Source organism: Hydrogenophaga sp. A37 (genome assembly GCF_002001205.1).
In the GTDB taxonomy this organism is placed as follows: domain Bacteria; phylum Pseudomonadota; class Gammaproteobacteria; order Burkholderiales; family Burkholderiaceae_C; genus Hydrogenophaga.
This window is the reverse complement of the sequence record NZ_MUNZ01000153.1, coordinates 1-7,175: the sequence shown is the minus strand read 5'-3', so window position 1 is coordinate 7,175 and position 7,175 is coordinate 1. Positions and strand designations below refer to the sequence as shown.

Genomic DNA, 7,175 nt, shown 5'->3' with positions numbered 1-7,175 from the left:
CGGCTGGCCCAGCCGGGCAGCCATTTTGATGAGCAGCGGTTTGCCAATATCGTCGATGAGATGGCGATCTCTTCGGGCATGAAGCGACCCCAGGCCATGGTGCTGGCGCGCGACCAGGGCATCAACGCCTTTGCCACCGGCTGGGATGAGGACGATGCGGTGGTGGCGGTCACCGCCGGCGCGCTGGAGCACCTCAACCGAGAGGAGTTGCAGGGTCTGGTGGCGCACGAATTCAGCCACATCCGCGAAGGCGACACACGTCTGAACATGCGCCTGATGGGCATGGTGTTTGGCCTGGAGATGCTGTTTCGCATGGGGCAGCACCTGGCCGAACCCGACGTCAGGGAGCGCCGCATGGCCGCTTCGTTGCTGGGCGTGGCCATCATGGCTGCGGGCTGGCTGGGCTGGGTGGCCGGGCATGCCTTGCAAGCGGCGGTGTCGCGCCAGCGCGAGTATTTGGCCGATGCACGCGCGGTGCAGTGGACGCGCAGTCGGGACGGGCTGGGCGGCGTCCTGCGCAAGATCATGAGTCAGCAGAGTGAAGGGGTGGTGTTCCGGCGGATGGGGTCCACGGTGCAGCACATGCTGCTGGTGGGGAGCGAAGACGGAAGGGTGGCACACTGGTTCGATTCCCACCCGTCGCTGGCGCAACGCGTGCGCCGCATCTACGGTCGCCAGATGGGACCCTTGCCACTGGAGCGCGACGACGCCCCCGATCCTGTCACGGCCTCGACCACGCCGCCTCCGCCCCCCGGGATCACCGCGCCCGGCTGGACTCTGAGCTGAACCCTTTTCGAGACCCTCCTTAACCGATGTCCATCGATTCCCAAGGCGCTTCGCCCCGGCTCGCGCCCAGCCTGGGTGCCCTGTTGCATGAGACCGCTGGCTGCGTGCTGGCGGTCGAGCAGGGGCGTTCGCTCAGCGAGGTGCTGCCGCGCGTGCCCGCCGGGCTGCGGCCCGGTGTGCAGGCGTTGAGCTTCCAGGCGCTGCGCCACCTGGGCACGGCGCGTGCTGTGGGCCAGCGGCTGGCGCAGCGAGCACCCGCGCCGCCGGTGCTGGCCTTGCTGCATGCGGCGCTGGCCGTGCTGATTGCCGACGAAGAAGGGGTGCAGTACCAGCCGCACACGGTGGTGAACCAGACCGTGGACGCGGCCAAGCTCGCGCGCGACACCCGCATGCAGGCGGGTTTTATCAATGCCTGCCTGCGCCGGTTCTTGCGCGAGCGCGCCTCACTGCTGGACAGCGTGGCACAGGATCCTGTGGCGCGCTGGAATCACCCGCGGTGGTGGATCGAGCGGCTGCAACGCGATCACCCGGACCGGTGGCAGACCATCCTGCAGGCCAGCAACCGGCCCGGACCGATGGTGTTGCGTGTCAACCGCCACCACCTGACACGGGACGCCTATGCCCAGACCCTGCGCGATCAAGGCATGGACACGCAGGCGCTGGGCGACGATGGGTTGGTGATGTCCGCGCCGCAGCCGGTCGATCGCCTACCCGGCTTTTCGCAGGGGCACTGCTCGGTGCAGGACGGAGCGGCCCAACTCGCCGCCGGTTTGCTGTTGGACGGACGCGAGTGGAGCGCGCGCGACCGGGTGCTCGACGCTTGCGCGGCGCCCGGCGGCAAGACCGCCCACCTGCTGGAGCGGGCCGACCTCGACCTGCTTGCGTTGGACGTGGACGCCCAGCGTTGCGAACGCATCCACGACAACCTGCGTCGCCTGGGTCTCCAGGCCGAGGTCAAGGCGGCCGATGCGGGCCTGCCCGACACCTGGTGGGACGGTCGCCCGTTTGACGCCATCCTGCTGGATGCGCCGTGCACCGCCGCCGGCATCGTGCGCCGCCACCCCGACGTGCGCTGGTTGCGGCGGGCCACCGACGTCGACCAGTTGGTCGCGATCCAGCGGCGCCTGCTGGACACCCTGTGGCCACTGCTCAAACCGGGTGGCCGGCTGGTCTATTGCACCTGTTCGGTGTTCCATGCCGAGGGCCAGGACCAGCTCCGGGCGTTCCTTGAGCGCCACACCGACGCCGTTCTGATGCCTTCTCCAGGGCATTTGCACCCTGGAACCGCCGTCCCCGGAGGGGAGTTCAACGACAATGAACCGGGTGGATACGACGGCTTTTATTACGCCCGCTTGGACAAGGCCCAGCCTTGATGGAGCGCAGCCCACAGCCGCTGTGACGCCGCTGTGGCGCTGGCTGCTGGCCGCTGTTTGCACCTGGATGCTGGTGCTGCAGGCCTTGCCCGCGCTGGCGCACGAGCCCGAGGTGCTGCAGAGCCGCCTTCAGCGCAGTGCCGACGGCCTCCAACTCTCGGTGCGGCTGGCGCTGGCGCCATCGCCGGCCGTGGAAGATGCGTTGCTCAAAGGCGTTCCCATCTATTTCGCCTGGCAGACGGAGGTGGTGCGCGAACGCTGGTATTGGACCGACAAGCGCATCAGTGCCGCCGCGCGCACCCTCCGCCTGGCCTACCAGCCGCTCACCCGGCGCTGGCGCGTGAGCCTGTCGACCGACGGCGGTGCCATCGGCACGGGCTTGCAATACGCCCTGCACCAGAACTTTGACTCGCTGGCCGACGCGCTGTCGGGCATCAGCCGCGTGGTCAGCTGGCAGATTGCCGAGCCCGGTCGGCTGGAGGAGGACGTTCGTTACCAGGCACAGTGGCGCTTCCGGCTCGATCTTTCTCTGTTGCCGCGACCGTTCCAGATCGGCATGGTGAATCAGCCCGATTGGGTGATCGAGGTCCAGCGCAACCTGGACGTGCCCGCGAACAACGAGGCTGAGGCTCGCCCCGAGGGTGCCACGTCAGAAACCCGATAAAGATGAAGTGTCCCGCTGCTCGCACAGCCGGCCCACCCAAGTGACCACCGATAACGCCCGACTCGAATACAAAGCGGCCCGCCGCAAGCGTTGGGCCCTGGTGGCCGCGCTGGTGTTCATGACCGGGCTGGGCATGGTGCTTCTGTTCCTGCTCACGCTGGCCACCCGCAACCGGGCCTTCTACGAGCAGAACTTTGCCTGGTTGGCGGCCGTGAATGTGGCGGTGGCGGTGCTGCTGTTTCTGGTCATCGTCTGGCTCGCCATGCGCTTGTTCATGCGGTTGAAGCGCGGCAAGTTCGGCAGCCAGCTGCTGCTCAAACTGGCGGCCATCATTGGTCTGGTCGGTGTGTTGCCGGGGGTGCTGATCTACGCGGTGTCGTACCAGTTTGTGGCGAGGTCGATCGAGAGCTGGTTTGATGTGCGTGTCGAGTCGGCGCTGGCCGCCGGCCTCAACCTGGGTCGCACCACGCTCGACACGCTCAGCGCCGACCTCAGCGGCAAAACCCGCATGGCGGCCGAGGAGCTGGCCCGCCAGCCCGCCAGCTCGGCCCTGCTGGCCATGGAGCGCCTGCGCAGGCAGCTCGGCGCCAGCGACATGGTGCTCTGGAGCAGCTCGGGACAGGCCTTGGCCACCGCGGGTGCCTCGCGCTTCGACTTCACGCCCAACCGCCCCGCCACCGCCGTGTTGCGCAGCGTGCGCGCCAACCGGGTGGTGGCCCAGATCGAGGGGCTGGAAGAGGGCAGCGACGGCGCCGAGCAAGCCGAGCTGGCGGTGGGGCAGGCGCGCATCAAGGTGCTGGCGCTGGTGCGCGCGCCCGGTTTTGGTCTGGAAGACGAGTCGCGCTATTTGCAGGTCGCCGTGCCGCTGCCGGCCGCGCTGGTTACCGACGCACTCGCGGTGCAGGTCGCCAACCGCGAATACCAAGAACGTGCGCTGGGCCGCGAGGGCCTGCGCCGCATGTACATCGGCACGCTCACGCTCTCGCTCTTCCTCTCGGTGTTCGGCGCGGTGCTGCTGGCTGTGCTGCTCGGCAACCAGATGGTGCGTCCGCTGCTGGTGCTGGCCGAAGGCATGCGCGAAGTGGCGCAAGGCAATCTGTCGCCCAAAGCCGCGCTGACCTCACGCGACGAGCTGGCTGGCCTCACACGCACCTTCGCCCACATGACGCAAGACCTGGCCGATGCCCGCAACGCGGTGCAGCTCAGCATGCAGCAGGTGGACGCCGCACGCGGCAACCTGCAAACCATCCTGGACAACCTCACCGCTGGCGTGGCGGTGCTCGACGAACAGGGGCAACTGCTCAGCGTCAACCCCGGCGCGGCCCGCATCCTGCGCACGCCGCTGGCCTTGCACATGGGCCATTCGCTGGCCGAGGTGCCGGGGCTGGAGGCTTTTGGTGCCAACGTGATGGCCCAGTTTGAGCGTTTCCTGTCCGAGGACACGCCACACGAAGGTGGCCATTGGCAACAGTCCTTCGAGCTGGGCCCGCATGGCAAGACCCCCTTGGACGAAGGCGTCACGCTGATCGCGCGCGGCGCCCTGTTGCCCAACAACGAGCGCCTGCTGGTGTTCGACGATGTGTCCGAGATGGTTTCGGCTCAGCGCGCGCAGGCCTGGGGCGAGGTGGCGCGGCGCCTGGCACACGAAATCAAGAACCCGCTGACGCCCATTCAACTCTCGGCCGAGCGCCTGGCCATGAAGCTTGAGGGCAAGGTGCAACCCGCCGAACAGGCGATCCTCAACAAGTCGGTGCGAACCATCGTTGACCAGGTCGACGCGATGAAGCGGCTGGTCAACGAATTTCGCGATTACGCGCGCCTGCCCGCTGCCCAACTGGTGGCGACCGACCTCAACGCCCTGGTGCGCGACATCCTGGTGCTCTACGACCACGCTGTGGTGCCGGTGCGCTGCGAGCTCGACGAGCACATTCCGTCGGTGATGGCCGACCCGCAGCAGATGCGCCAGATTCTGCACAACCTGGTGCAAAACGCGCAGGACGCCATGGTCGGGCAGCCCGATGCTTTCGTGCTGCTGCGCACCCGTTACACCGAGGGTGGTCAGTGGGTGCGTCTGGCGGTGATCGACCAGGGCCCGGGGTTTGCCGAGCCCATCCTCAAGCGCGCCTTCGAACCCTATGTCACCACCAAGACCAAAGGCACCGGGCTCGGGCTTGCTGTGGTCAAAAAAATGATGGAAGAACACGGTGGTCGCGTCGACATCAGCAACCGTGTGATCGACCACCAGATCGTGGGTGCCCAAGTGTCGCTATCATTCGCAGTTGCGATTTGACAACATGGACAAAGAGAAGCATTCCGCGCTATGGCAACTATTCTGGTGGTAGACGACGAACTGGGGATACGCGATCTGCTGTCCGAAATCCTCAATGATGAGGGTCACACGGTCGAGCTGGCTGAAAACGCGGCCCAGGCGCGCGCGTTGCGAGCCCAGTTCCGGCCTGACCTTGTGTTGCTCGATATCTGGATGCCGGACACGGACGGTGTGAGCTTGCTCAAGGAGTGGGCCAGCACCGGCCTGCTGACCATGCCGGTGATCATGATGAGCGGCCACGCCACCATTGATACCGCGGTGGAAGCCACCCGCATCGGCGCCACCGCCTTCCTTGAAAAACCCATCACGCTGCAGAAGCTGCTCAAAGCGGTCGATGTGGGCTTGAACAAAACGGTGGCCAAACCCCTTCCACCGACATTGCAAAAGAGCAGCGCGGCGATGCTCCCCCCAGCCGATCTGACCGTCGAAGCCGCCATGACCGGCGGCACGCTGCCCGACATGGTGCTCGACATCGGCCCGCAGTCGCTGCAGTCCTTCAACCTCGAAGGCCCGCTGCGTGAGGCACGCGACGAGTTCGAGAAAGCCTACTTCGAATACCACCTCGCCAAAGAGTCCGGTTCCATGACCCGTGTGGCCGAGAAGACCGGTCTTGAGCGCACCCACCTCTACCGCAAACTCAAACAATTGGGTGTGGACCTCGCCCGCAGCAAACGCAATGCGCTTTGAGCGCTGGCGGAGAGTCTTTTCCAATCCAGGTATGAGCCTGGAGTGCTCTGAGATCGACGACGCGAAGCGAGTCGATCAGTTGTAAGACTGACCAGTGTATTGGGGCCTGGTTTCAGGCGTTCATCAACCGTGGACGAGGGCTGTGGGCTGGTGCGCGCCAGCGCATCACCCACCTGTGCACGGCGCCGCCCGCCCACGCGGGTCTGCTCATGTCAGCCGGTGCGAGTGGCTGCCCGCTTGAACAGCGCCTGGCGCGCCCCGTTGAGCTCCTCGGCGGCCTGCACATCGCTCGGGGCTTGCGCGAGTTGCTGCAGTTCCAGCAGCGTGACGCCGGGCCGCAAGTAGCTCTGTGCTTCAGGCAGGCAGGCCAGCTTGTCCAGCGGCGTCATCGCATCGCGCGGGCGGTACACGCGCTTGATGCGCCCGGGCTTCTTGGGGTCGGCCAGCTCGGTGGCAAACAGGCACGGCCGGTGGAAGTTCAGGAACGGGTTGAGGTACTCGCGGCAGTAGGTGTCGAAGCGAGCGGCGTGGCGGCGGTGGATGTGCTCGTAGCCGAACTCCTTGCGCACCACGGCCCCGTTCTTGGTCTCGGCCAGACCGTTGTCATTGCTGTGCCTCGGGCGGCTGCGGGTGAACTCGATACGCAGCTTGTCCAGCAGCCGTGCCACCTTGTGGTTGACGTACTCGCTGCCATTGTCGGCATGGAACCCCAGAATCTCGAATGGGAACTGCGCCAGCATTTCCTCGATCACGCTGAGCAGGTGTGCCTCGGAGATCGCTTGCACGCTGGCCACCACCTGCCACTGGGTGACGCAGTCCACCGCGTTGATGTGGTACAGCCCCTTGACGCCGTCCAGGTCGCCCTGATGCACGCTGTCGATGCGGATGAAGCCGGGGCGGCCCTCGGGCGCGGGCGCCTTGCGCACGCCGATCTGGGTGTTCTTGTTCGGCCGGGTCTTGGTCAGCACCACACGCTGGTTGCGATAGCCCGCGCTGTGGCGCAGGTTGTAGAGATGGCCCACCGAGATCGAGCCCAGCCGAGAGAATCGCTCATCACCAAAGACGTCGCGTTGGCGGCGCAGCACGCAAGCCGTGGCCGGGCCCGACAGCGTGCCCATAGCGCGGTCCACCTCGGCCAGCAACACCACATCGGCGGGCGTATACAGGCGGACAAACGGGCGACGCGGTGCGCCGTAGTTCTTGACCAGTCCCTGATGGCCAGTCAAATTCCCCCGTCTATGGCCACCTCAAACTCCCCCACCTGAACTGATCGGGGATAGGGGTTAAACGCCGGCGTCGTCGGCACCTGTTGGCAGGACATTGATCCAGTCTTCCC

6 protein-coding genes are annotated in these 7,175 nt (G+C 66.3%); 5 read left to right on the top strand and 1 reads right to left on the bottom strand.

Annotation, left to right across the window (positions count from 1 at the left end; all coding sequences use genetic code 11):
- The 5 genes from B0E41_RS21425 to B0E41_RS21405 all read left to right on the top strand — a co-directional run.
- Positions 1–786: M48 family metalloprotease (locus B0E41_RS21425; protein ID WP_143433951.1), on the top strand; the 786-nt coding region annotated here is incomplete at its 5' end.
- 26 nt (positions 787–812) lie between these two features.
- Complete coding sequence (gene rsmB / locus B0E41_RS21420; protein WP_077334265.1) at positions 813–2,159, top strand: 16S rRNA (cytosine(967)-C(5))-methyltransferase RsmB; 1,347 nt, start codon at positions 813–815, stop codon at positions 2,157–2,159.
- Between the two features lie 22 nt (positions 2,160–2,181).
- A complete protein-coding gene (locus tag B0E41_RS21415; RefSeq protein WP_253195068.1) occupies positions 2,182–2,823 on the top strand; it encodes a DUF4390 domain-containing protein in 642 nt (213 codons plus the stop codon).
- Between the two features lie 100 nt (positions 2,824–2,923).
- Complete coding sequence (locus B0E41_RS21410; RefSeq protein WP_253195069.1) at positions 2,924–5,113, top strand: ATP-binding protein; 2,190 nt, start codon at positions 2,924–2,926, stop codon at positions 5,111–5,113.
- Between the two features lie 30 nt (positions 5,114–5,143).
- Complete coding sequence (locus B0E41_RS21405; RefSeq protein WP_077334263.1) at positions 5,144–5,839, top strand: response regulator; 696 nt, start codon at positions 5,144–5,146, stop codon at positions 5,837–5,839.
- A gap of 212 nt (positions 5,840–6,051) precedes the next feature.
- Here the strand turns inward: B0E41_RS21405 and B0E41_RS21400 are convergent, their stop codons facing one another.
- Positions 6,052–7,065 (bottom strand): DDE-type integrase/transposase/recombinase, encoded by a 1,014-nt coding sequence (locus B0E41_RS21400; protein ID WP_077334261.1) that lies wholly within the window; start codon positions 7,063–7,065, stop codon positions 6,052–6,054.
- Between the last annotated feature and the right edge of the window lie 110 nt (positions 7,066–7,175).